The organism is Bordetella muralis, assembly GCF_054781015.1.
Map to the genome: position 1 here is coordinate 121024 of NZ_BAAGVF010000008.1, position 22686 is coordinate 143709.

Here is a 22686-nt window from a genome sequence, read left to right on the forward strand (position 1 = left end):
TCCATATCATGAGCGAAACCACACTCCCCACCAAAGAAGACATCCAGGCCCGCTTGCGCCGCGGCCCTTATCACGAGTGGCTGGGCATCGAGGTCCTGTCCGTCTCTGAGGGCGAAATCGAACTGTCCGCCAAATGGCGCGAAGAATGGGTCGTCAACCCCGAAGGCGGCTACACCCACGGCGGCATTCTTGCAGCCTTGGTCGATCTGACAGCCGACTGGGCACTCGTGTCGCAAACCGGACGCGGCGTGCCCACCATCGACCTGCGCGTGGATTACCACCGTGCCGCATTGCGTGGCGATCTGCACGCCAAAGGCAAAGTCATCAAATTCGGCTCGCAGGTCTCGATTGCAGAAGCCTACGTGTACGACGCCGACGGCAAACTGCTGGCCAGCGGCCGCGGCGCCTATTCCACGCCCAAGCCCAAGGCCTGATGCAGAGGTGCGTCCGGGGCCAAGGCGCCGGACGCACCATCCCACTCAGCCTCGAATTCTTTCCCATTGCCACGCCGTCCGTATCATGACTACTCTGAAGAACCTCGGTGATCTGATAGACCCCAAAGCCGATCCACAAAAAATCGCATTGATAGGACTGGATGGCAAAGTGGGATCGCCCGAGGCTGCGCGGCAATATACCTATGCTGAAGTCGACGATATCGCGCGCGGCGTTGCTCAGGCCCTGCATGCACAGGGTTTTCAAACCGGCGATCGCATTGCTGTCCTCGCTGCGAATTCAGTGCCCTATATCGCCACGGTGCTGGGCATCATGCGCGCCGGACTGATTGCAGTACCGGTCAATTTCAAATTTCCGCCAGCGCTGATCGAGTATGTACTACAGGACAGCGGTGCGCGCCTGGTGCTGCATGATCAGGCGCGCGCGGCGTCCATTCCCGGCCATATTCCCAGCGTGGCGCTGAATACGTCCGAGTTCGACGCCTGGCGTAAGCAGGGCAATGCGCCCTCCTATACGCCTGGCCATGACGATACGGCGCTCATGCTGTATACGTCCGGCTCCACCGGCAAACCCAAAGGTGTACGGCTATCCCACGCGGGCCAGTGGTGGACGGTCGAGACAAGGCAGAAGGCAACCCCTCTGACAGCCGAACGTGCGCTAATCGCTGCGCCGCTTTATCACATGAATGCGCTGGCGCTGGCTTTCCTGTCATTGGCCAGCCATGCGACGACGGTCTTGCTGCCTCAGTTCTCCGCCGCAGCCTACATCGATGCCATCGGCACCTATCGCTGCACCTGGCTGACCGCCGTCCCGCCCATGATTGCGATGATGCTGCGCGAACGCGATCTGCTGGCGCGCACCGATCTGTCATCCGTTAAAGTCATCCGCATGGGCTCAGCCCCGGTCAGCGCCAGCCTGCTGACACAGATTCACGCCATGTTTCCGGCCGCACGCGTCATCAATGCCTTTGGCACCACCGAAGGCGGCCCCGTCGTATTTGGCCCCCATCCAGCAGGATTGCCCACGCCGGCAATGTCGGTGGGTTATCCGCATCCCGCGGTCTCGGTACAACTGATGCCGGGGCCTGGCGATGGGTCGGAACAAGGCATTCTGACGTTGCGCAGCCCAGGCTTGATGCAGGGGTATCACCAACGCCCCGATCTGGCGTTGCCATTCACCTCCGACGGTCATTACATCACCGGCGACGTCTTTCGCCGCGATGCAGACGGTTTCTATTATTTTGTCGGCCGGCGCGACGATATGTTTGTCAGCGGTGGGGAAAACATCTACCCCGGTGAAGTCGAAAAAATGCTCGAACAGCATCCCGCCGTTCAGCAAGCCGCGGTAGTGCCCGTCGACGATGACATCAAAGGCACCAAACCCGTCGCATTCATCGTCTTGCGTGCCGGCCAACATGCCGACACCGAACAGATCAAACAGTATGCATTGGCAAACGCGCCTGCCTATCAGCACCCCCGTCAGGTCTGGTTCGTCGACGCCCTGCCTCTAGCCTCGACGAACAAGATCGATCGTCATCAATTGCTGGCAGAAGCTGCGAGGCGGCTGAGCATGGATCCTCAACATGTGAACTGATCCTGCACACGCCACCCTGTCATTGATAGCGCGATACAGACACTCGTGTATCGCTGACCGTTTAGATTAAAAGGACTCACCATGCGTTTTACGTTGATCAGCTTGATGACGGCTCTAACAGCAATCGCTCCTTTTTCCGTCGCGCATGCTTTGGACGAAGTCACGGTTGCATTGGCCATCCCGCCCGCCGTACACGACGGCGCGCCGTATGCCGCCGCGCAGGAACTCGGATTCTTCAAACAAGAGAATCTGGACGTCAAAACCATCGTCTTTCAAGGCGCAGGTGCACTGTTGCCTCAAGTCGCCAGCAAACGCGTGACCTTTGGCTACCCGACGTCTGAGCCCATCATCTCCAGCTATTTCAGCGGCAAAGACATTCTGCCACTACGCTATTTTTATAACGGCGTGCCATCCAATACGATGGAATTCGCAGTGCTCGCGGACTCCCCGATCAAAACCATTGCCGATCTGAAAGGCAAGCAGATCGGCGTAGGCGCGCTGACGTGGGGCACCATTCCCGGCGGACGTGCCGCCTTGCGCACGGCAGGACTCACCCCTGGCAAAGATGTCCAATACGTCGCGGTAGGCGCATTGGCTTCGGGCTTCCAGGCACTCAAAACAGGTCGCGTCGATGCATTGAATTTCAATAGCAGCTGGAACGATATGCTGGAAATGTCTGGCACCAAGATCCGCCGCATTGCTTATCCCGAGATCTTCAGCGAGACGGCGGGGAATGGATTCATCACCCACACCGATAATTTCCGCGATCATCCCGACTTGCTGGTCCGCTTTGCCCGCGCCTACACCAAGGCCCAAATCGCCTGCCAGGCGAACCCGGAATATTGCGTGCAGGCGTTCTGGCGCGCGAATCCCCAAGCAAAGCCCGCAGACGCGGATCCTGCGCGCGCGTTGGCCGATGCGACCACACTGCTGTCACGCCGCCTGAACCGCGTGCTCAACAAACCCGATGGCCAGCCCCGCGTGCCCGGCCAGTACGATTTGAAAGCGATTCAAGCCGGCATTCAAGCCATGGCAAACGCAGGCGAATATCCGTCGGCCGAGGTCCCCATCAACAACATCTTTTCAAACGATCTGATTTCGAAAATCAATGATTTCGATGCGCAGGCAGTACGCCAGCAGGCCCGGAGCGCGAAATGAGTCACCCACGCATTAACGTCAGCCCTGGCGATGCCGCCGTCGACGTACGCAGACGGATTCAATTGGCCGGATTCCAGCCAGGTCCGGTACAACTCGTTGCGACCTTGACGCATCCTGATGGCAGCCTCTGGCGCAGCGCGGCAGCTTTTGTGGTGGGCACCGATGGGATCGTAGATTTAGACGCTCAAGCGCCGCAGCATGGTGACTGGGCTGTCGCAGACGCCATGGCGACCGTGTGGTCACTGCAACGTCAATCGCCTCCCACCGACGCCACACGCTCCGAAGAAACCGAAACGCTGACCATACGGCTATCGGCCCGGAACGCCCAAGGCCAAACCGCACACGCCGAGCTCATACAACGATTTGTCGTAGATAACGTCACTCGGCGCGAGATTTCAGAGTCCGGCCTGGTGGGCACCTTGTTTACGCCGGGTGCGAAAGGCCCCCACCCTGTCATCATCGTCATGAGCGGATCGGGTGGCGGGATACCAAAACAGCGGGCCGCCTTGTATGCGGCCCATGGCTACACGGCATTCGCCTTGGGTTACTTCAAGGTGCCGGGCCTGCCCGACAGCATCGGGAACATGCCGCTGGAATATTTTCAACACGCATTGGCCTGGGTGCATCAGCATCTGCAACCGCAGAATGGCTTTGTCGCCATCACGGGCCAATCGCGCGGCGGCGAACTGTCGTTGCTGTTGGCCTCGCGCTTTCCCGATCAGATCAACGCCACCATCGCCTATGTCCCCAGCTCGGTGATTCACGGTACGCTGCGGGCCGGCGAGCCGGGCCAGGCCCCGGACTCACCAGTATGGACCTGGCAAGGCAAAGCCCTGCCCAACGTCTGGCAGAACAACGGCCAGGCAGACTGGAGTGCATTCCATCAACGCCCGAAAAACGGCGAAGCCGTACGCCAGGAACCCGCTTTTCACACCCCGATGCGCAATCAGGACGCAGTAGCCGCTGCACGCATTCCGGTCGAGCGGATCCGTGGCCCCATCATGCTGATCTCGGGTACAGATGATGGGTTTTGGCCGTCCTCCTGGTACAGCGAACAGATCCAAAAAACGCTGCGCGAGCATCACCACGCCTGGCCAGTCGAGCATGTGCGCAGCGATGGGGCGGGCCATGCGATAGGGTTACCCAACCTGCCCACGACCCTGATTGCCAAACCCCATCCCGTCGCACAGGTGGTCTTGACCGGCGGCGGCACGCCCGAGGCTAATGCGCGCGCCAATACCGCGTCCTGGTCTCGTGCCCATGATTTCCTCCGTGCAGCCATACGCGCACACCGAGACTCGCAAATCCAGACCGCTCGGCAGTCCGGCCAGGGGGCACAATGAGCGCGAGCCTGAGCCTGAGCGATGTCGGGCTGACATATCCCACTCGCACGGGTCTCATTCAGGCTCTGCAAGGCATAAATCTGCAGATCGAGGCGGGGGAGTTTGTCGCAGTGCTGGGTCCATCAGGTTGCGGCAAATCGACCTTATTGAAACTGGCCGCCGGCCTCTTGCCCGCCACAGAAGGCGAACTGCGGCTGGGTAGCGAACGTATTACTCGACCGAGCCGCCGCGCGGGTGTCGTGTTTCAAAAACCCAATCTCCTGCCGTGGAAGACCGTCCTGGACAATGTGCTGCTACCGGCCACGATGCTAAAGCTGCCCAAGGCGCCTGCTCGTGAGCGAGCTCAGCAATTGCTGGAGCTCGTCGGTCTGTCAGGCTTTGCAGGCAACTATCCCTATGAACTGTCTGGCGGTATGCAGCAGCGTGTGGGGATCGCTCGCATGTTGCTGCCCGATCCCGATCTGTTGCTCATGGACGAACCCTTTGCTGCGCTGGATGCCTTGAGCCGCGAAGCACTGACGCTAGAGCTTCAGCGCATCTGGAGCACACAGAAAAAATCTGTATTGTTCATTACGCACAGCATTCCAGAGGCGGTCTTTCTCGCCGATCGCGTCTTGGTCATGTCGCCCCGTCCAGGACGCATTATCGAAGACTACCGTCCAGGCCTGCCCCGACCGCGCACCCTCGAGACCCTGAACGACGCGGACTTCACCGCAGCCTGCCATCACTTGCGACGCCATTTCACCCATGCTCAAGCGACTTGATATCACTGCGTTTCTCTATCCGCTCATCAGCCTGGCTGTATTGGTCCTGGTGTGGCACATGGCCATCGAGATTTTCACCATCCCCGATTATCTGCTGCCACCGCCAGCATCCGTATTTTCCGCGCTGTACCACGGGCTGATTTCCGGAGAACTCTGGCCGCACATTGCGACGACGCTTGGGGAAACGCTCAGTGGTTACGCAATAGGATGCAGCCTGGCGATAATCATGGGCGCATTGCTGGCAGAGTCGCGCACCTTTGAACGATTCTTCTATCCGCTGCTGATCGGCCTGCAGGCCATGCCCAAAGTGGCCCTGGGCCCGATTATTCTGGTGTGGTTCGGCTTTGGCATGGCATCCAAAGTCGTACTGGTAGCGCTGGTCTGCTTTTTCCCACTGTTCGTCAACACAGTCAACGGCATCAAGCGCACCGATCCCGAACTGCTCGATGCATGCCGCGCTTTCTCCGCCTCACGCCTGTATCTGCTGCTGCACGTCAAACTACCTGCGGCATCAGGGGAAATTTTTTCAGGGTTGCAGATTGGTGTCTCGCTTGCTCTGATCGGCGCAGTCGTCGGCGAGTTTCTTTCCGCACAGCAAGGCCTGGGTTACTTGATCGCCTCGGCGTCCGTCAGCATGAGCCTGGCAACCATGTTCTCTGGCGTGTTGCTGCTTGCTGCGATTGGCTTGACAGGTTCATTGATCATGCGGGCGATCCATCGTCGCGTGGTTTTCTGGGAAGCGCGATCCGAAAAAACGGGCCGGTGATTCTGAGCCGCCGGTCCCGATGCCCGCCGTCGCACCGCAGCGCACTCAGGAGATGTCCTGCCCCACGTGCGCGCGCACGGCTTTCTGTACCCGCTTGAGGTCGCGAGACTCCATCGCATCGACAATATCGAAGTGCTCTTTGGCCGACTGCACGATACGCTGGTGAGTCACCCACTCACGCGCGGGAGCCGCCGGACCGCGCTTGCGCAATTCGTAGATCAGCGCCACCAACTCTCTATTGCGGCACATGTCGTACATGGCCGTGTGAAACGCCATGTTGACCTCGTACAGATCGAGCACAGTGCCAGATACCAGCAACCCCTGAAAACGCTCGGCCAACGTACGCAGTTCGGTCAGTTTAGCCTTGGTGATATGCGGCATCAGGTCCTCGACCGCCGCGACTTCCAGCAATTTACGTATGTCGCGAACCTGCTCGTCCCGTGTCACATCACGCTCGAACACATGGTAACCCCGGTTGGGGACATGGCTGATCACCCGTGTGCTCGCCAACTGATCCAGCGCACGACGCACCTCCAGGCGAGTCGCATCGTAACGCTCTTGTAGATCGATCTGCTTCAGCCAGGAGCCCGCACTGAAAACTCCTGCCTGGATGTCTTGCGCGATACGGTCGGCCAGATCGACTTTTTCTCCAACCGATTTGGACATCGGCTACTCCCGCGATTTGCCTAAAGCACACATTTTAATCTGAAGGTTCCCCCTCCAGACGCCAACGCAGACTCACCCCTCCCATCCCATTGGGCGCCAAGGCGGGGATCGCCTGTAACAGGCGCCGGGTATAGGCATGCCGAGGTTGGTCGAAAATCCCGTCGCGTCCGCCCTGCTCTACGATTTCCCCTTCGCGCATGACAATGACCCGGTCGGCCACTTGCTCGACCACGCTGAGATCATGGCTGATGAACAGGCAGGAGAACCCGTGCTTTTCCTGCAATTGCGCGAATAATGACAGCACCTGTGCCCTGACCGTAACGTCCAATGCGGATACCGGCTCATCGGCAATGACAAACGCAGGCCGGCGCACCACGGCACGTGCGATGGCCACCCGTTGCCGTTGCCCTCCTGAGAGCTGGTGCGGATAACGTGAGGCGTACTCCGACCCCAGGCCCACCTCCGTCAATACCTCATCCAGACGCATGCGCTTCGCTCGCCCGTCCAACTGGGGCATAAAACGCAGTCCTTCGCCAACCAGTTGACCGATAGTCATGCGGGGGTCTAACGACGAATACGGGTCCTGAAACACCATCTGGCAGTTCATTCGATAATCGCGCCACCCAGGCGAGCCTCGCCGAATGGATTGCCCCCGAAACCGCACCTCGCCTGACGACGCCTTGAGCAGACCCGCTATCACGCGCCCCAACGTCGTCTTGCCCGATCCCGATCCCCCCACAACGGCGACCACCTCGCGCGGGCGCACCTGCAGATCGATCCCCTTCAAGGCACGCATCCCCGCCGATCGGGAAAACAATCTCCGCCGCCCGGCATAATCCACCACCAGATTACGCACTTCGACCAGTGGGGCCTCGGCCACAGGAGGGCGAGCAGGCATACGCCTGGGCATCGCGTCCAATAGTTTGCGCGTATAAGGATGGCGTGGCGCGGCCAGAATCAACGGCGTATCACCCGACTCAACGACCTGGCCTTTTTCCATCACCACAATGCGATCGGTGTAGCACGCCACCATTGGCAGATCATGGCTGATCATCAAGAGGGCCGTATTCTGTTCGCGGGCCAAAGCGCCCATCAATTCGAGCACGTCGCGTTGCACCACCGCATCCAGCGCCGTAGTGGGCTCATCCGCAATCAACAGCGCAGGCTCCAACAGCATGACGGATGCCAGCATCATTCGTTGCCGCATACCGCCCGAAAACTCATGGGGCCAGGCCTGCATGGCCGCCTGCGGATCCCGTATGCCCACTCTCGCAAGCATGCTCAGGATGCGCTGAGTACGTGCCTTCACGTCCAGATCCCGGCGATGCAATGCCACGCCCTCATCTAGCTGACGGCCGATCGACATCGATGGATTCAATGAGGTCATCGGCTCCTGAAATACCATGCCGATACGAGCCCCTCGCAGGGTGCGCAGTGTCGCGGCGTCGGCCTTGGCAATATCAATACCATCAAAGAGGATCGAACCACCGGATTGCACGAGAGGAGCGGGCGTCAATCCGATCACGGCGCGGGCTGCTTGCGTTTTTCCACTGCCCGATTCCCCAACAATACCTACCCGCTCGCCAGGAGCGACCTCGAAAGAAACACGCTGGACGATTTCACGTCCGCCCTGGCCTACCGCGATGCTCAAATCGGCCACAGACAACAAGGGATTCACATCGCACTCCTCATCCGGGGATCCAGTCTGTCGCGCACGGCGTCACCCAGCAGGTTAATACCCAACAATGCCACGGCGATACACACGCCCGGCAATATGGACAGGTAGATGGCTTGCGCCAGGAAGGGTCGCGCCGAGGCCAGCATGTTGCCCCAGGTAGGTGCGGGAGGCGGCACTCCCAAGCCCAGAAAGGACAGCGCGCTTTCTGACAGAATGACCCACCCGAACATCGATGTCGCCAGCACGGTCAGTGGCGCCACACAGTTGGGCAATACATGCCTGAACATCGTGTAGGTCTCGGAGTTGCCCAGCACACGAGAGGATTCGATAAACTCGCGCTCTCGCAACGACAACACCGTGCCACGCACGATGCGGGTTACCGAGGGGGTATAGGCCAGTCCCAGCGCCAAAATGATGCCGTATTTATTCGCCCCTACGATAGCCAATAGCCCTAGCGCCAACAACAGACCGGGAAACGCCAGCAAGGCGTTGTTAAAGGCCATAATCACTCGATCCGTCCACCCTCGTGCAAAGCCGGTAATCGCTCCGATAATCGTGCCGGCGATAATGGCCAATGCCACCGTGGTCAGACTGATCCAGACACTGCTCGTCGCGCCGGCCATCAATCGGGAGAGCACATCCCGGCCGAACTCGTCCGTCCCCAGCCAGAACTCGCCGCCAGGCGGCTTCAGACGTGCAGCAAAATTGATCCGCAATGGATCGTGCGGTGTCCACACCGAACCAATCAACGCAATCAGCACAATCACGCCGACGATCGCACAACCGATCACCGCGTTTGCGGGAAATTTTCTCTTGGTCATTCTGCCGCCACCTTGGGATCAAAGAACGGATAACAAAGGTCAATGACGAGGTTCACCGCGACATACACCACTGCCACAAACAACAGGCAACCCTGAATGACGGGATAATCACGAGAAAAAATGGCATCGACCAGCAGACGGCCCAGACCCGGAATCGTGAATACCGTCTCGACCACCGCAATACCCCCCAGCAAATTTCCCATCACCAAACCGATGAGCGTCCAAGTCGGACCAAATGCATTGCGAAAAGCGTGATGAATCATCACTGAGGATTCACGTAATCCTTTGGCACGGGCGTGGGTGATGTAATCCAGACGCAGTACTTCCAGCGTGCTGGCTCGCGACATGCGCATCAATACCCCGATTTCATGCAGAAACAGCGTCAATATCGGCATCACCAAATACAGCAATCCCGATCGCCAGTCAGTACCGATATCCACATACCCGACGACAGGCAGCCATTCCAGCTTTACGCCAAAGAAGATCAGCAGCAGCAAGCCCAGCCAGAACGAAGGAATAGACACCAGCAGGGTGGCCGCACTCACCAGTACCAGATCGGGCGTCCGGTTCTGCCTCCAGGCCGCTATCATGCCGGCGGGCACCGCAACGACACTGGCAAAGAACACGGCGGCCACCACTATGCGGGCGCTTATCAGAAACCGGTCCCACACCAACGGCAGGACCGGCTGGCCGGTACTGATGGATATCCCCAGATCTCCAGATAGCAGGTTGCCGACCCAGATACCGAACTGCACAAACAAGCTGCGATCCAGTCCTAGCGAGGCGCGTAAATCCGCCAATGCCGCTGGGGTCGCCAGATCACCCAGCATCAATTGCGCCGCATCGCCTGGGATCAGGCGGATCAGGACAAACACGGCGACAGCCACGATGACAAGCGTGGGAATGGCCATGACAATCCGAGCAAGACAAAAACGCAGCATGTCGCTACTCCATTATCATGAGTTGTCGTTTCTATCTGCGGGCTGCTTGCCCACTATGGCGGCACGCCGCTGTTTCAGCGCATTGGCAAGGAAGTCCTGTACCGTATCCACGCACAGCAATCCCTCATGCGGCACGTTCTCGACAATATCCAGCTTGACATCGATACCTGCGCGCACGAATGATTGACGCAAGCTCTCCAGACGTGCAGGGCGGGTGCTGCCGGCATCGTTAGCGCCCGGCATATAGAACTTTCCGCCCTCTTGATGCGTGATTTCCCATGTTTCGAGATCGGCGGCTCCCACCACCATATGCACGGCTACTTGCTTTAAAGCATCGATATTCAAAGCTTTACCGAACTGCTGTTCCATATCGCGCACCCCGACCCACCAATCACGATCGGCGTCGAGCAAGGTCACCGATCCTGGCGCACCGATGGACACGGTCCACAGACGCTCGGGATGCAGCAACGCAAATCGGTTAACAAACTGTCCGCCGCCGGAATAGCCAAACAGCGCGAAGCGGCTGAAGTCACAGCCGAATTTCGCCCCTATTTCATCCACCATATCAAGCAGAATATGGTCATAGCGCAGCTCGCCTTCTTTGATCTGTTTGAAGCCGTCGCGGTTGCCGTCGCCCAATACGCCGACAGGAAACAGTGGACACAACACAATGCAGTCATTCCAGCGCGCGAACTCGGCAAACGCGTCACGATATTCGACAAAAGCACGGCCCGTGCCATGCACAATCACCACCAGTTCCATCGGATGCTCGGCGATGTCAATGTGCGGCGGTACATACATGCAATACGAAAAGCGCGGATCGCTTTTAGACGCAAATATCGTGGCCTTGCCTAGATCGTAAAGCGCACGAGCGCGGTCAGTATTGGTAACGGGAACAAGCATGGACATCCTCGAATGAGCAAATGACATCGCCGGGCTGGCACCGGGCATTATTTATTTATGCATAAATTGGCGCCAATTTTAGTTGGATAAATCCATCGATGACAAGAAAAGAATCAGTGCGAGACCATTCCAGCGCCTGATTACCCGGCCTTGTAGCTCTTCAGATGCAGGCTAGTCTCAGTCGCCGCGATCCCTTTGATGAGCCGTACGCGCTCCAGGACCTCCGACATTTCGGTAATGCTCTGCGCTCGCAATTCGGCCAACAGGTCCCAACGCCCATTCGTGTCGTGCAACGCCGCAACGCCGGGCTCGCCGAGTAATACGCTGATGACTCGACGAGTCTCATTGCCATCGATGGCAATACTCATCCATGCCGATATTTGCGCGGGCTGCACATCGGGTTGCAACCGTACCGTATAGCCGACAATGATGTTTTCGGCTTCCAGACGGGCGATACGGTTATTGATGGTGCCGCGTGAAACGTCCAGACGCTTGGCAAGCGTCGCCACCGACTCTCTTGCGTTGGCTCGCAGCAATCCGAGTAATCGTTGATCGAGATCGTCCATTCTCATTTCGTCAATTCTTGGTGCCAGTTTGGCATCTTATCGTGGTTTTCTGTACGGGATGCAGACTATTTCTTGACAGTGATACGCATCAGAATTTCAGGTATGAACAACGGAGCAAACCATGACATTATTGCTGACCACTCCCGATGTAGTATCCCTGATCCAACGACGAACGCTGCCTGGCTTTCTGCGGCAATTGGAACAAGCCATCCATGACGACTTCCTGCGCTGGCCGGAATTCGATAAGTCCGCCCGGCCGGCAGCGCACTCGCCGCACGGTGTGATCGAACTGATGCCTGTGGCCAATGCTCAGTTGTACAGTTTCAAATACGTCAATGGCCATCCCAAAAATCCTCTGTCGGGGTTGCCTACTGTCATGGCTTTTGGCGCCCTGGCGGAAGTATCCACGGGTAAACCATTACTGATCAGCGAGTTGACCCTGACCACCGCGCTGCGTACCGCTGCCACCTCTGTCATGGCCGCCCGCGCATTGGCACGCGACAACTCACGTTCGATGGCCTTGATTGGCAACGGCGCGCAAAGCGAGTTTCAGGCATTGGCCTTTCATCACCTGCTAGGTATCTCCGAGCTGCGTGTCTACGACATCGATGCCGCAGCGACTCGCAAACTGATCGACAATCTCGCCCCGACGGCCGGCCTAAAAGTGATCGTCGCAAATAGCGCGGCCCAGGCCGTACGTGGTGCCGACATCGTGACCACCGTCACCGCCGACAAAACCCATGCCACCATTCTGACACCCGAAATGATCGAGCCCGGCATGCATCTGAACGCGGTCGGCGGAGATTGCCCTGGCAAGACCGAACTACATCGTGACATCCTGGCTCAGGCGTCGACCTTTGTAGAGTTTGAACCTCAAAGCCGCATTGAGGGCGACATCCAGCAAATGTCCGCTGATTTTCCAGTCACAGAATTATGGAGAGTGCTGCGCCAGGAGGTCAAAGGCCGCACCAGCACTGATGAAGTCACCGTCTTTGACTCAGTCGGCTTTGCCATGGAGGATTACTCCGCCTTGCGTGTACTGTATACCGAAGCGCGCGAACAAGGTATCGGCCAAGAGGCGACACTGATCCCCGAATTGCAAGACCCCAGAAATCTGTACGCCACGCTGGTCGCTCAGACCGAGCGTCAGGCACCTGCTCGACGCGCTGCGTAAATCACGAGGCAGGTTGCGGCGCTGCCAGACAGGGCCGCAACCTGAAGTAATTACTCCTTCTTGCTCACTTCCCAGGCTCTGGGCTTACGCAGCGCCCACGGCTTATAGCCCTCCACACTGTCACGGAATGCCCCGACGTCCGCGCCGTTATAGAGAGGGATAGTCGGGATGTCGCTCAGAAACATGCCATGCAATTGATCGAAGATCGATTTACGTTTCTCTCGATCCAATTCCTGCGCCGCCTGTTCGATCAATTTGATGGCTTGTGGGTCGTCCCATACTTTGCGCGGCTGCGTCGCCTTGTCTCCGGACACGGCTTCATAGCTTTGCGCTGGGTCCATGCGCGGTGAGTACGGTTGCACCAGCATCTGATATTTCCCTGTCACGTAGCGGTCCTGCAATGCGCCCCACTCCATGACATCCAACCGTACGTTGATTCCGACCGACTGCAGCATGGCCTGTACCAATACCGCCGCGTTATACGACTGTGCGTAGCGCCTGGAGGCGATCAAGGAAATCGGCTGCCCCTGATAACCGGATTCTTGCAGCAGTTTCTGCGACAACGCAGGATCATAGGCCCAGCCTTTTCTCTGCACATCATCAAAGTAGCTGGAAGCCAAGGGCACGATGGAATTGTTCCAGGGCGCGAGCTTTTCGTTCACCGCATCGGCCAACTGCACATAATCAATCGCGTGCGCAATCGCTTCGCGCAGCTTTGCATTGCTCAATACGGCATCACGAGTCTGAATGAGCACACCGGTCATTCCCAACGTATCGGCATGCGCCACAGTGATACCGGGCGACTTCTGCATTTCCGGCACATCGGTGTTGGACAGATCGGAAATGATGTCTATGTCTTTGCGTTGCAGGGCCAGCTTGATGGTCGATTCGTCAGGAATGATGACAAAACGGACTTCGTCGACCAACGGACGCTTGGACCCGGTAAACCCGTCTCGCACACCGCCTTCTGGCCCCGTGCGATTGGCATAGTCCTTGAATTTCTCCAGGCTGATATATTCTCCGCGCCGCCATTCTTTGAGCTCGAATGGACCCGTGCCGATGGGATGATCCCAGGTCCCGTCTGCGCGTACGGAGTCACGATGCAAAATGCCGGCGCCACCACAGTCCAATCGCGACAGGCTGTTCAGAAACAGGCCATTGGGCCGTTCCAGCTTGAATATCACGGTATCCGGATCGGGAGTTTGCACGTCTTCGACTTTCACCCCATCACGGCCATCGAATTCTGTTCGGCAGCGCCAGCCGGTCTTGGGATCCATGTAATGCTGCCAAGTCCACAGCACATCCGCCGACGTCAGCGTCGTGCCGTTGTGGAACTTCACGTTCGGCCGCAGCTTGAATGTGTAGGTCTTGCCGTCTTCGCTGATTTGCACCGATTCGGCGAGCTGTGGCTTGACGTCACCGTTCTCACCAAAGGCTACCAGTCCTTCGACGATATGCTGCACAACAGTATCGCTATTCGCGTCGCGATTCACCCCGGGCTGCGTCGACCGGATATCTGCCGTCAAGGCGATGCGCAACGGCGTAGCAGCATATGCTGTCGAACCCAGGACGAGAGCCAGACACGCGGCGGTCATGCACTTTGACATAGTGCTCATCTTTCTACTCCCTCGATAACTGTTGTTGAGTATGTTGAGTCATCTGCCTTCCCCCATTGATAGAGCGAGCTTGAGGCACCGGGGCCTCAGCGCTTTACCATCCCGGTCAGATCGGGATGGCGCAACAAACCGCTATTCACGTTGACGCTGCGCTGTACCGTCATTCGATCACCATCGAATGTGCACACCACCGTGTCCTTGAAAGCCGTTTGCGGAAAAATCCAGGTCATCTCCAATGTGTGCGCGCCGGCCCATCGCGCCATTGCAACGACGGGCTCTCGATCAAAGGTATAACCGTGATGCAAATCCTGCCCGGGCATGCTCGTGACAGACTCTATCCACTGTCCCAGACCGGCCCGTATCTCGTGTGACCCATTGGCGTCGGTCAATTGAAAGCGGCATTCACCGTCAACAAATATGAGCCGGATCGATTCAACCCCTGCGGCATTGGGATCAATGACGTAGCTTTTCCCAGCTACCGTGCCTTGCTGGTCTGAATACCCCGCAGACGGCGCCGAAGGCTCGGCCTGCCAGACACGCAGACGCTGAGCCAGGCGGCCATCCGCCGCGGCATCCGGCATCGGCGCTGCCAAAAAGGCAGGCACGAGATATTGCTGCACATAAGGCAGCAAGGTCGCGCTTTTGTCTATGGCCGCCGTGATGGCCAATGTGACATCATGCTCGGGAAAGACCGTGACCAGCTGGACGAATACACCTATGGCGCTGTAGGCGCCTGCCGGCCGTATTTGCCAGTGATAACCATAGGTGCTATCCGGTCCGCCTTGAGCACGCGTGGAGTCATGTACCCAGCGTTCCGGCAAAATCTGCGAGCCATTCCATCGCCCACCCTGAGCATGCAGCAGACCCAGCTTTAACAGATCGGCAGTCCGCGCCGTCAAACCGTTGCCCCCGGGATTAATGCCATCAGGCCCCACCGACCAACGCTCATCACGGATACCCAGCGGCTCGAACAAGCGCGGCTTCAGATAGGCATGTAATGTCTGCCCGGTGATTTTGGTCAGGATAGCCGATAGCATGTAACTGGCCGCGCTGGTATAGACGTACCGCGTGCCCGGCGCGTAAACCAGGGGTATTTTGAAAAATTCCGCGGTCCAGCTACTGGCAATATTCCGCCATACAGCGCCTGACACCCCCTGGGCGTGTCCTGTACGCATCGTCAACAGATCGCGCACTGTCATGGCCTGCAACCATTCGCTGGGATCGGTAGGCACCTCATCAGGGAAAAAGTTCACTACCTTGTCCGAGAGACTCAGTCGCCCTTCGCCAATGGCCAAACCAATGGCGCAAGCGGTAAAGCTCTTGGCCACTGAATGCAAGACGCGCAGCCGGTCAGAGCGATACGGCCAACGCCACCCCTCGGCGGCGACCTTGCCCTGTCGATGCAGCATGAAACTATGGACATCCAACCCGGCGGACTCCAGCTGATCGAGGAAACGGATGATCTGATCCCCGTCTATTCCCACCGACGACGGGGCTGCACGTAGTAAACCATCGTCGAAAGCCAGCTCTGTTGCGCCAGGAACGGCGTCAGACCGGCCATCCTCGACGTTCGTACTCTGCATGCGTAACCTCTCTATGGGGCGGTCGTTTGGATATGTCATTACGGTAACACATTTTGGCGCCAATTTTATTCACAAAACCGCGCCGCTGTCGGCAAAAACAACATGCCGCTGAAAACAAAGAGCCCACCGGCAACGGTGGGCTCTTTGTTTATGCGCTACAAGCGCGTGCGGCAAGCCGTCAGGCGATCAATCTGCATCCGCAGCCAGGAATTCGAACCCCATAGTGCGGGCCTGATAGTACAGTCCGCCATCCTGCACGATCAAGAATGCCGCACGCGCATCCCCATCGTTGTGATGCGAATGCGCAGCCCCCGCCGGCGTCACCAATGTTGCGCCAATTGTCCAAGGGCACGTCTGCCCGTCAACCCGGGAATAGCAGCCATGCCCGGCTACGACTAATGTCAACGCAGCCGAGTTATGCCGATGCGCAGATTGATGACAATGTGCAGGCAAGGTGTTTAACGACAGCGTCAAATTAGTCATCAAGTTGCGGCTGCTTTCATGTGCTTGTGCAGAAAAAACCACCGCCATCCCCGACGTGCCGGCATCTGGCGTGGTTCGATAAATCGTCTCTATCTGATCCGCAATATCATGGGCCCGAAAGATAACCGCCCCTGCCTCATGACACGGCGATGCCATGGGCGCCGCCTGTAACCCATGATGCGCCAGCATCGGCTCGTCTGTCACCAGCCACGCCACGCAGGCAACGTCGCCAGCGTTAGCCAAGTGGTGTTTTCCCGCCGGCAAATACAGCACATCGCCGGCAAAGAGCCGTTGATCGGCCTCGCCCGCCAAATCGGCAATCTGTAGCGTTCCGCTCATCACATACCAAATAGAGCCGCTGGCGGCGAAATCTGCCTCCAGAGTATCGCCCGCATTAACGCGCGCGTACCGGGCCAACATGAACGGCGTCGTGGCGGGATACGAGGTCGCCAGGGCTTGCGACTGATCACACTCGACATAACCTGTCTCGGTATCGGCCTGTAGAGCCATCCTCACCGGTTCCGAAAAAATCCCAGCCGGCACCTCAGGCAAATGGATGTTGAACGCATTAGCCGAGTTAAAGTAACGCGCACGGCGCTCGGCAGCAGATTCCGGGCGGCTCGCCGTCCCTACGCCAAGCGCGGCCATGGATGGACTGTGCAGAGGCTTACTTCCAGAAGACATAGCGCTTTTCCAGCAAATTAATCGTGCCAAAGAAAATCAGACTCGCTGCCGACGCCACAAATATCGCGGACCATACTTGAACGAAATCAATCTGCAGTACCGCTTGATATATCGTCCACCCCAGACCGCCCGTGGCCCCTAGCATTTCGGTAACGATAGCTACGATCATGCTGCGTACAGTCGAGACCCGCATGCCAGCCGCCGTCAGGGGAATCGCGGCGGGCACCCGCAGCCGCCACAAAATAGCGGCACGATCGGCGCCGAAACTGCGCATCAGATCGACCGCTCTCTGGTCCACGCGATCCAGGCCAGCCAAGGCGTGCAAGAACACCGTAAAGCCCACGGCTAGTGCAACCATGATGACCTTGGACTCAGGACCGATGCCAAACCACAGCAGAATCAAGGGCGCATAGGCCACTACAGGCACGGAATTCAACGCGGTCGCCGTGGGGAGCAATACACGGCGAAAGGCGGGCAACATCGTCAATATCACTGCCAACAGCATTCCCCCGGCCGAGCCCAGGAAAAATCCGCCTATTGCCTCCATCAGCGTCAGCGCAGCGGCATGACCCAAAGATGTTCGCTGGTCCACGATGGCGGCCAGAATACTGCTGACGCTCGGCAACACATAAGCGGGAAGGTCAAACACTCTCGCTGAGGCTTCCCACAATATCGCAACGCCGGCCAGCCCCATCAGTGCACGCGCAGTCGCCCTCGACGGACGTAAACGATTGAGGTTCACAGCTCGCTTCTCCAGAAAACCACTCGACGCTCTGCTAATGCGACCAGCCCATAGAACGACGTCCCCAGCAATCCTGACATCAGGATAGCCGCCCATAGGGCAATGACCTGCTCGTTGTACATCGCCTGCAACAACAACACCCCCAGCCCTGTGGTATCCCCGAACCATTCCCCGGCGATCGCGCCCAACAAGCTCAATGTGCACGCCAACCTCAACGCCACGAAAATCTGCGGCAAAGCAGCGGGCAGTTCCAGGCGAAACAGCAGCTGCCAGCGCGTTGCGCCGAAGCTCCTCAGCAGATCGACCTGCCGTTTATCAACCGCGTCCATGCCATTTAACGTATTCACGGTGACAGGAAAAAAGGTCAAGTAGAACGCGATCAACGCTTTCGCCAATATGGTGTTCCCGAACCACAATACGACGACGGCGCCAAATGCGATGACAGGTATCGTCTGCGAAATCACAAACAGAGGGAAAATCACCTCACGTAGGGCGCGCGACTGCTTGAACAACACGCCGTTGGCCACGCCCACCACCACACCCATCGCGAAACCCAGCAACGTTTCGCTCATCGTTCGAAGAAACCCCGCGATATAGGCATCCGGCACTGAAACGATGGACATGACGATGTCCGACAGGCGCGGCAGGTAGTACGGCTTGATATTGCCTGCCACCACCACGCCCTCCCATAGTGCAGCGGCGACCAGGATAGCTGCCGCCCCACGCAACACTGTCAGCGTGCACGACCTGAACATCGCGCTCGCACGGCTCATGGACGGCGCTCCTCGACCGGGATTGCCTCTAGAAAGCGCCCGTCAAATACGGCGGCGACATCGACGGGCTTGGTGAGGACCTTGTTCTTGAGCAAAAACGCCTCGGTCGCCTGGATTGCCTTTGGATCGATCCAGAACAATCCTTCGGTCTTGGCCTGCCCTTGCGTCATCAAACGATAGGCCTCGGTCAGCATGAATTCCTGATGGGCGCGATCCAGGGTGGGAGCTACCTTCATCACCGCGTCGACCGCGTCCTTGGGATGCGTCATGGCATCGCGCCACCCTCGGATGGACGCGCGCAGGAATTTCGTAATCAACTCAGGCTGTTCCTGCGCCGTTTTCTTGGACACAATCAACGTATCGCGAGGGAAAGTCGCACCATAATCCTCGGCCACGAACGTGCGCAGATTATCCGCCCCCATGCGTTGTTTGATCGTATAAAGCTCGTTGTACCAGGTGGCGGTAGCCACATCGACATCGCCATTGACGAATGGCGTGACGCTGACTTGTTGCGGCTGGATATCGACCTTGCTGCGGTCCACGCCATTGTTGGCCAGCATGCCAAACAACACATAGTTTGCGCCGGTGAACCACGCGGTCACTTTCTTACCTTCAAAATCCTTCAGCGTTTTAACGGGACCGTCTTTACGTGTCACAAAAACGAACGGCGTTACCTGATGCGAGACGCCTATCGACACAATAGGCATGCCCTTGTCGATCGCCGCCATCACGCTATCGGTGCCGCCAGACAGGCCGAACGTATCGGCGCCGGTCGCCACCAGGTTCTCGGTCAGGAGATTGGGGCCACCGGGATTGATGGTCAGGTCAATGCCCTCATCCTTGTAGTATCCCTTTTCCAAGGCGTAATAAAAGCCCGCAAACTGCGTCTGCGGCAGCCATTTCAAGCGCAACGTCGCTTTCATCAGATCTGCCGCCTGGGCCGTAAAAGGCGCCAATGCAGCCAGACCCAACGTAGCCGAAGCTGCCAATACTGCCAATGTGCATCGTTTGTTCATGATGGAATCCCGGCAAGCACTACACAAAAGACTGGAGGAAGGGCCAAAGCGACTTTCCCCTCTATTACGAATCAGATCGCCATTGGCAACCGTCAACTCAAAATGGCCGCGAGCCCGCCACTGTCGTTCTATGCATGACCCGCCGATATTTGTTGTCGTCGTAGGGCGTCGCGCAATGCATGGTGCAACGGTTGTCCCACAGGATCAGATCGCCTTGCTGCCAGCGGTGACGGAATACGAACTCGTCCTTGATGGCATGCGCGTTCAGTTCCGCCAACAACGCATCCGACTCGTCTTCAGGCAGATCATTAATGCACTTGACGATGTCTTGCCCCACATACAGGGACAGCCGTCCCGTTGTGGGATGCGTGCGTACCACGGGTTGGATCACGTCTGGCGTACGTGCCTTCTGCTCGTCGGTCAACGGTGCACGGTCAGCAAAGGCCTTGCCGTAGTAGCCTGCGTACGAGTGGGTAGCGCGCAGGTTTCGAATGCGTTTCTGCATTTCTGCTGGCAGCCCCTCGTAGGCCAAATGCATGCTCGAAAACAGGGTGTCGGCGCCTTCCGGTGGCACCTCTACGGCATATAGCAAAGACCCCATGCTGGGCTCGGCCATATATGACAGATCCGAGTGCCAGTTCCAGCCTTCCTTATGGTTACCGATGGGTTTCCCATTCTCGCTCACATTGGACAGCACATAAATTTCAGGCAAACCCGTCGTCAGAAACTGCTTGAGTACGTGTGTCATCAAGGGACCAAATCGACGGCTTATCTCGACATGACGCTCATTGGACAGTGTCTGATTGCGCACCAGGATGAGAGAGTGTTTGTCCAATTCCTCGACCAATGCATCGATGGCGTTATCACTATCTGGCGATGACAAGTCCAGATCCAACACCTCCAGGCCAAAACCAGGATGCAGCGGACGGGTATTCAACGTCAAGGGTTCCTCGAGCGTAGACAGAAGCGATGTGGAAAGCATGATTAATTCCGATAGGTAGGATCCTGACGATCCAATTGACGAATGAAAGCAGGCCACTCGCGCTCGCCCGCCACCAGGATGTCGCCTTTCATTTCCCAGAACTGTCTGGCGGCCTTTTCGCAGACCTCGTGAGAAGGCAACACCAGGGGGCCCGCCCCGCCTGCCACCGAGGCCTGCATCTGCAGCTGTATCTGGGCCGCGCGCTCGAAGTAATACAGCAGCATGAAGGCCTCTCCCGGTGTACGCCCCACGGTCAACAAGCCGTGATTGCGCATCAGCATGACGGGATGCTGAGCGAAATGCGCAATCAATCGCTCCTGCTCGTCCAGATCGATCGCCACGCCCTCGTAGTCGTGAAACGCCTGGCGCTGATAAAAGCGCATCGCGAACTGCGACAGCGGCAGCAAGCCGTCCCGCTGGGCAGAGACAGCAATACTGGCATCCGAATGCGTGTGCAGCACGCAGACTGCATCATGGCGGCTTTGATGAATCGCGCCGTGAATGACGAAACCTGCGGCATTGACCTGGTAAGGCGAATCACAGAGCTTTCGGCCATGGACATCGATACGCACGAGGCTGGATGCTGTGATCTCCTCGAACAGCATGCCATACGGATTAATCAGAAACTGATCGTCAGTGCCGGGTACGCGCAAGGAAATATGGTTGTAAATCAAATCGTCCAAGCCCAATTGCGCCACCAACCGATAGCAGGCGGCAAGGGACACACGGGCCTCCCATTCGGCTTCGCCATACTGCTCTCGGCCAAGCTCGACCGTGTCGGACGTCAATTGAACAGGCGCTAAGGTGATATTCATCATGGCGTTCAATGCCCTCCTTTGCTGCGCTCGCTGGCGGTAAAGGACTTCATACTTTCTTCCTCAATCGCCTCCAGCAATACACGCTTGAGTTTCATGAATTCGGCGGAAGTGACGATATCTGCACGGCGTGGGCGGGGCAGAGCCACCACTTGCTCCATCTTTACTTGTCCTGGCCGCGACGTCATGACGAGCACGCGATCCCCGAGAAAGATCGCCTCGTCCACATCGTGAGTGATGAACAAGATCGTGCGCCTATGCTTTTGCCAGACGTCGAGCAGCCAACGCTGCATCATCGTGCGCGTCAAGGCATCCAACGCGCCAAATGGCTCATCCAACAACATCAGATCGCGGTTGAACATGAACGTCCGCATCAAGGCGACGCGCTGACGCATCCCGCCGGACAGCTCGTGCGGATACTGTTTTTCGAACCCCGCCAAACCGAATTCGGGCAACATATCGAGGGCCGCGCGGCGCGCATCGGCACGGCGGGCGCCTTCCAGTTCCACAGCCAGGATGGCGTTATCGATCACGGTCCGCCAGGGCAGCAACAGATCCCGCTGCGGCATGAAGGACACCTTGCCCAACAGGTCACGGGCTTTGCATGGTTTACCCAGGAACTCGATGCGCCCGCCCTCATCGGGCTCTTCCAAACCGGCAACGATATTGAACAGCGTGCTTTTCCCGCAGCCGCTGGGGCCTACAACGGTCACGAACTCGCCGGGGGTGATGGACACACTCAGATCGCTCAACGCACGCGTCTTGCCGAATGTTTTAGACACGCCGGCCAACGCCAACAGCGGCGCACGCCCGCCTGTTTCAACGTCGTATTGCACGGCGACGGTACGGCTGTCGGGCATGAGTGAGTCCATATTTATATGTATGCAAAGTCTGTTTATGTGTATTTCTTAATGCGATCGTCAGCATAAAAACTGCCGTCTACGATTTCTTAAGCAATACCCATGCCAACCTTTTCACATAGAGAACTTGGATTTTTCCTTTGGAAATGGCTCTTTTTCGGTGCAATCCTTGGTGCATATATTGTTCAGACATGTGCATCCCACGCTTTTGTTCTTGTATACATTAGTAGCTAAAATAGCTGCACACATTGCCCCAACAATCATCCGACGAGCCCGCCGACTCGCTCCCTTGTTTAGAGAGACCCA

General features: G+C 57.8%; 22 protein-coding genes. 7 read left to right on the top strand and 15 right to left on the bottom strand.

What is annotated here, in order from left to right; translation table 11 throughout:
• Positions 1–8: 8 nt before the first annotated feature.
• From ACYVIT_RS18335 to ACYVIT_RS18360, 6 genes are all read left to right on the top strand, one after another.
• Positions 9–434: a PaaI family thioesterase gene (locus tag ACYVIT_RS18335; RefSeq protein ID WP_415806771.1), complete on the top strand. Its 426-nt coding sequence runs from the start codon at positions 9–11 to the stop codon at positions 432–434.
• A gap of 85 nt (positions 435–519) precedes the next feature.
• The gene (locus tag ACYVIT_RS18340) at positions 520–2046 is read left to right on the top strand and encodes a class I adenylate-forming enzyme family protein (RefSeq protein WP_415806770.1); all 1527 of its coding nucleotides are present in this window, start codon (positions 520–522) and stop codon (positions 2044–2046) included.
• 81 nt (positions 2047–2127) lie between these two features.
• Entirely contained in the window at positions 2128–3204 is a 1077-nt protein-coding gene (locus ACYVIT_RS18345; protein ID WP_415806769.1) for an ABC transporter substrate-binding protein, read from the top strand.
• Complete coding sequence (locus tag ACYVIT_RS18350; RefSeq protein WP_415806768.1) at positions 3201–4547, top strand: acyl-CoA thioester hydrolase/BAAT C-terminal domain-containing protein; 1347 nt, start codon at positions 3201–3203, stop codon at positions 4545–4547. Before ACYVIT_RS18345 ends, ACYVIT_RS18350 begins: the two co-directional genes overlap by 4 nt.
• Positions 4544–5311, top strand: coding sequence for an ABC transporter ATP-binding protein (locus ACYVIT_RS18355; protein WP_415806767.1), 768 nt, complete (start codon positions 4544–4546; stop codon positions 5309–5311). The genes ACYVIT_RS18350 and ACYVIT_RS18355 overlap by 4 nt, the downstream gene beginning before the upstream one ends.
• Positions 5295–6077, top strand: a complete 783-nt coding sequence (locus tag ACYVIT_RS18360; RefSeq protein WP_415806766.1) for an ABC transporter permease — start codon at positions 5295–5297, stop codon at positions 6075–6077. Before ACYVIT_RS18355 ends, ACYVIT_RS18360 begins: the two co-directional genes overlap by 17 nt.
• Before the next feature lie 45 nt (positions 6078–6122).
• Here the strand turns inward: ACYVIT_RS18360 and ACYVIT_RS18365 are convergent, their stop codons facing one another.
• From ACYVIT_RS18365 to ACYVIT_RS18390, 6 genes are all read right to left on the bottom strand, one after another.
• Positions 6123–6743, bottom strand: a complete 621-nt coding sequence (locus ACYVIT_RS18365; RefSeq protein WP_415806765.1) for a GntR family transcriptional regulator — start codon at positions 6741–6743, stop codon at positions 6123–6125.
• 34 nt (positions 6744–6777) lie between these two features.
• The gene (locus tag ACYVIT_RS18370) at positions 6778–8421 is read right to left on the bottom strand and encodes an ABC transporter ATP-binding protein (RefSeq protein WP_415806764.1); all 1644 of its coding nucleotides are present in this window, start codon (positions 8419–8421) and stop codon (positions 6778–6780) included.
• Positions 8418–9242: an ABC transporter permease gene (locus tag ACYVIT_RS18375; protein WP_415806763.1), complete on the bottom strand. Its 825-nt coding sequence runs from the start codon at positions 9240–9242 to the stop codon at positions 8418–8420. The genes ACYVIT_RS18370 and ACYVIT_RS18375 overlap by 4 nt, the downstream gene beginning before the upstream one ends.
• Positions 9239–10183 carry an ABC transporter permease gene (locus ACYVIT_RS18380; RefSeq protein WP_415806762.1) on the bottom strand — a complete coding sequence of 315 codons (945 nt, stop codon included), beginning with the start codon at positions 10181–10183 and terminating at the stop codon, positions 9239–9241. Before ACYVIT_RS18380 ends, ACYVIT_RS18375 begins: the two co-directional genes overlap by 4 nt.
• Positions 10184–10198: 15 nt before the next feature.
• On the bottom strand, positions 10199–11086 hold the full coding sequence (locus tag ACYVIT_RS18385) for an alpha/beta hydrolase (RefSeq protein ID WP_415806761.1): 888 nt from the start codon (positions 11084–11086) through the stop codon (positions 10199–10201).
• Between the two features lie 140 nt (positions 11087–11226).
• Positions 11227–11652: an Lrp/AsnC family transcriptional regulator gene (locus ACYVIT_RS18390; protein ID WP_415806760.1), complete on the bottom strand. Its 426-nt coding sequence runs from the start codon at positions 11650–11652 to the stop codon at positions 11227–11229.
• 121 nt (positions 11653–11773) lie between these two features.
• Here ACYVIT_RS18390 and ACYVIT_RS18395 point away from each other — a divergent pair, with 121 nt between their 5' ends.
• Entirely contained in the window at positions 11774–12826 is a 1053-nt protein-coding gene (locus ACYVIT_RS18395) for an ornithine cyclodeaminase (protein ID WP_415806759.1), read from the top strand.
• A 50-nt stretch (positions 12827–12876) separates the two neighbouring features.
• On the opposite strand, the gene ACYVIT_RS18400 is transcribed toward ACYVIT_RS18395, so the two are convergent.
• The 9 genes from ACYVIT_RS18400 to ACYVIT_RS18440 all read right to left on the bottom strand — a co-directional run bounded on the left by ACYVIT_RS18400 (position 12877) and on the right by ACYVIT_RS18440 (position 22380).
• Positions 12877–14433, bottom strand: coding sequence for an ABC transporter substrate-binding protein (locus ACYVIT_RS18400; protein WP_415806878.1), 1557 nt, complete (start codon positions 14431–14433; stop codon positions 12877–12879).
• Positions 14434–14528: 95 nt separating this feature from the next.
• The gene (locus ACYVIT_RS18405) at positions 14529–16025 is read right to left on the bottom strand and encodes a serine hydrolase domain-containing protein (RefSeq protein WP_415806758.1); all 1497 of its coding nucleotides are present in this window, start codon (positions 16023–16025) and stop codon (positions 14529–14531) included.
• A 186-nt stretch (positions 16026–16211) separates the two neighbouring features.
• Positions 16212–17192 (bottom strand): cupin domain-containing protein, encoded by a 981-nt coding sequence (locus ACYVIT_RS18410; protein WP_415806757.1) that lies wholly within the window; start codon positions 17190–17192, stop codon positions 16212–16214.
• Complete coding sequence (locus tag ACYVIT_RS18415; protein ID WP_415806756.1) at positions 17176–17934, bottom strand: ABC transporter permease; 759 nt, start codon at positions 17932–17934, stop codon at positions 17176–17178. The genes ACYVIT_RS18410 and ACYVIT_RS18415 overlap by 17 nt, the downstream gene beginning before the upstream one ends.
• Positions 17931–18707 carry an ABC transporter permease gene (locus ACYVIT_RS18420; RefSeq protein WP_415806755.1) on the bottom strand — a complete coding sequence of 259 codons (777 nt, stop codon included), beginning with the start codon at positions 18705–18707 and terminating at the stop codon, positions 17931–17933. Before ACYVIT_RS18420 ends, ACYVIT_RS18415 begins: the two co-directional genes overlap by 4 nt.
• Positions 18704–19723, bottom strand: a complete 1020-nt coding sequence (locus ACYVIT_RS18425) for an ABC transporter substrate-binding protein (RefSeq protein WP_415806754.1) — start codon at positions 19721–19723, stop codon at positions 18704–18706. The genes ACYVIT_RS18420 and ACYVIT_RS18425 overlap by 4 nt, the downstream gene beginning before the upstream one ends.
• Before the next feature lie 97 nt (positions 19724–19820).
• Positions 19821–20705 (bottom strand): TauD/TfdA dioxygenase family protein, encoded by an 885-nt coding sequence (locus tag ACYVIT_RS18430; protein ID WP_415806753.1) that lies wholly within the window; start codon positions 20703–20705, stop codon positions 19821–19823.
• 2 nt (positions 20706–20707) lie between these two features.
• Positions 20708–21523 carry a class II aldolase/adducin family protein gene (locus tag ACYVIT_RS18435; RefSeq protein WP_415806752.1) on the bottom strand — a complete coding sequence of 272 codons (816 nt, stop codon included), beginning with the start codon at positions 21521–21523 and terminating at the stop codon, positions 20708–20710.
• Between the two features lie 5 nt (positions 21524–21528).
• Positions 21529–22380, bottom strand: a complete 852-nt coding sequence (locus tag ACYVIT_RS18440) for an ABC transporter ATP-binding protein (RefSeq protein ID WP_415806751.1) — start codon at positions 22378–22380, stop codon at positions 21529–21531.
• Between the last annotated feature and the right edge of the window lie 306 nt (positions 22381–22686).